This is a genomic window from Mesorhizobium sp. M4B.F.Ca.ET.089.01.1.1 (genome assembly GCF_004022605.1).
Classification (GTDB): Bacteria; Pseudomonadota; Alphaproteobacteria; order Rhizobiales; family Rhizobiaceae; genus Mesorhizobium; species Mesorhizobium abyssinicae.
In genome coordinates this window covers 1-2,369 of sequence record NZ_RZOS01000654.1, presented here as the reverse complement: position 1 = coordinate 2,369, position 2,369 = coordinate 1, and the positions used below count along the sequence as shown (strand labels likewise).

2 protein-coding genes are annotated in these 2,369 nt (G+C 64.3%); both read right to left on the bottom strand.

The genetic code is table 11. From position 1 onward, the window contains the following. Positions 1-3: 3 nt before the first annotated feature. Positions 4-708 carry a hypothetical protein gene (locus EN780_RS32265; RefSeq protein WP_128276296.1) on the bottom strand — a complete coding sequence of 235 codons (705 nt, stop codon included), beginning with the start codon at positions 706-708 and terminating at the stop codon, positions 4-6. Between the two features lie 172 nt (positions 709-880). After that, on the bottom strand, positions 881-2,254 hold the full coding sequence (locus tag EN780_RS32260; protein WP_127310392.1) for a 3-deoxy-7-phosphoheptulonate synthase class II: 1,374 nt from the start codon (positions 2,252-2,254) through the stop codon (positions 881-883). Positions 2,255-2,369 lie beyond the last annotated feature (115 nt).

Here is a 2,369-nt window from a genome sequence, read left to right as displayed (position 1 = left end):
GATCTAAGCCAGGATGTTGACGGCCCGCGCCGCCACCAGCGCGATCGTCAGCAGCGAGATCAACGCCTCCGCCATCATCAAGAGCTTGGCGCGCTGGGTAAGCGGCAAGGTGTCGGTCGGCGAGAATGCCGTCGCGTTGGTGAACGCCAGGAAGGCATAGTCGACGAAGCCGGGCAGCCAGCCGCGGATCTCGCGGTCGGGCAGCGTCATCTGCGGAAACAGGAAATCGGCCTGCGCGCGCTTGACCAGCCCACAGGTCGGCGGCCCGCCGCGGTCCGTGCTCCAGAACCAGAGCGCGAAGACGATGACGTTGGTGACCCAGATGTTGAGCGCATCGACAAGCAGCGTGCTGCCGGCGCCGGCATGGCCTTCGAGCAGCGCCCTGACCAGGAAGACCAGCGCCCCGCAGTTCATGACGCTGATGACGCCGGTGAGGACCAGCGCGATGCGGCGGATGTAAAGGCGAAACCGGCCGATCGCGTACCAATGCTCGTGGTCGACGGCCTTCCGTGTCGCCATTTGCGTCCACGCCGTCGCGACCGACAGGGGCACCAGCAGCACCGCCTCGATCGCAGGCGCCAGCCAGCGCGGGCCGAACGACAGGTCGTTTATGACCAGAAGCTGCAGGCAGATGATGACGAGGACCGCCGCGCGTGCCGACCAGAAATCAAGCGCGCGGTGGTGGATGACGGCATGCTCGTGACGCATGATGAATGCAGGAACCAGTTGCGGTGGACGATGCAGTTCCACCCAATCTTGGTCTTGCAGTGGTCGCGCCAGAACACATTTTCGTAAGTCTGACGTTACCGGGCTCGGCCCCGAACGAAAAAGGCGCCGGATTTCTCCGGCGCCCTTGACTGGATCCAAAGCAGCAAGCGGTTCAGCCGTTGGCGGCCTGCTTGTGCTGGACCGTATGGCTCTTCTTGAGCAGGTCCGAGACCAGGAAGGCGAGCTCGATCGCCTGGTCGGCGTTGAGGCGCGGGTCGCAATGCGTGTGGTAGCGGTCCTGCAGGTCTTCCGCGGTGATGGCGCGGGCACCGCCGGTGCATTCGGTGACGTTCTTGCCGGTCATCTCGACATGGATGCCGCCGGGATGCGTGCCTTCGGCCCGGTGCACTTCGAAGAAGGTCTGCACCTCCTTCAGGATGCGATCGAACGGCCGCGTCTTGTAGCCGGCGGCCTCGATCGTGTTGCCATGCATCGGGTCCGAGGACCACACCACGCTGCGCCCTTCCTTCTGCACTGCCCGCACCAGCTTCGGCAGATGCTCGGCCACCTTGTCGGAACCGAAGCGCGCGATCAGCGTCAGCCGTCCCGGCTCGTTTTCCGGATTGAGCAGGTCGATCAGTTCCAGCAACCCGTCCGGCGTCAGCGACGGGCCGCATTTCAGGCCGAGCGGATTCTTGATGCCGCGGCAATATTCGACATGGGCATGGTCGGGCTGGCGCGTGCGGTCGCCGATCCAGATCATGTGGCCCGACGTCGCGTACCAGTCGCCCGAGGTCGAATCGACGCGGGTCAGCGCCTCTTCGTAGCCGAGCAGCAGCGCCTCGTGGCTGGTGTAGAAATCGGTCTCGCGCAACGCGAAGTTGGTCTCCGAGGTGATGCCGACCGCCTTCATGAAGTCCATCGTCTCGGTGATGCGGTTGGCGAGCGACTCGTATTTTTCGCCCTGCGGGCTGTCGGACACGAAGCCGAGCATCCAGCGATGCACATTCTCCAGGCTGGCATAGCCGCCCTGGGCAAAGGCGCGCAGCAGATTGAGCGTCGCCGCCGACTGGCGGTAGGCCATTTCCTGCCGGGCGGGATCGGGGATGCGCGACCTGGCGTCGAACTCGATGCCGTTGATGATGTCGCCGCGATAGCTTGGCAGCGTCACGCCGGCCTTGGTCTCGTTGTCGGACGAGCGCGGCTTGGCGAACTGGCCGGCGACGCGGCCAACCTTCACCACCGGCTGCGCGCCGGCGAAGGTCAGAACGACGGACATCTGCAGAAAGACGCGGAAGAAGTCGCGGATGTTGTCCGCGCCATGCTCGGCAAAGCTTTCGGCGCAATCGCCACCCTGGAGCAGGAAGGCGTCGCCGGCGGCGACGGCCGCCAACTGCTTCTTCAGCTTGCGCGCCTCACCGGCAAAAACCAGCGGCGGAAAGGTGGCGAGCTGGGCTTCCGTGTTCTTCAGCGCGGCAAGGTCCGGATAGGCGGGAACCTGCTTGATCGGCTTTTCTCTCCACGAATTCGGCGACCATTTCGTCATCGTTGCACCCAAACGCCCTTCAGCGGCAATTCCAGGAAAACTGTGATCTCCGTGCGGAATTGCGTCAAACAAACAGATGAACGGGCACCCTCGCCCGCCATTCCCGCCCCTATAT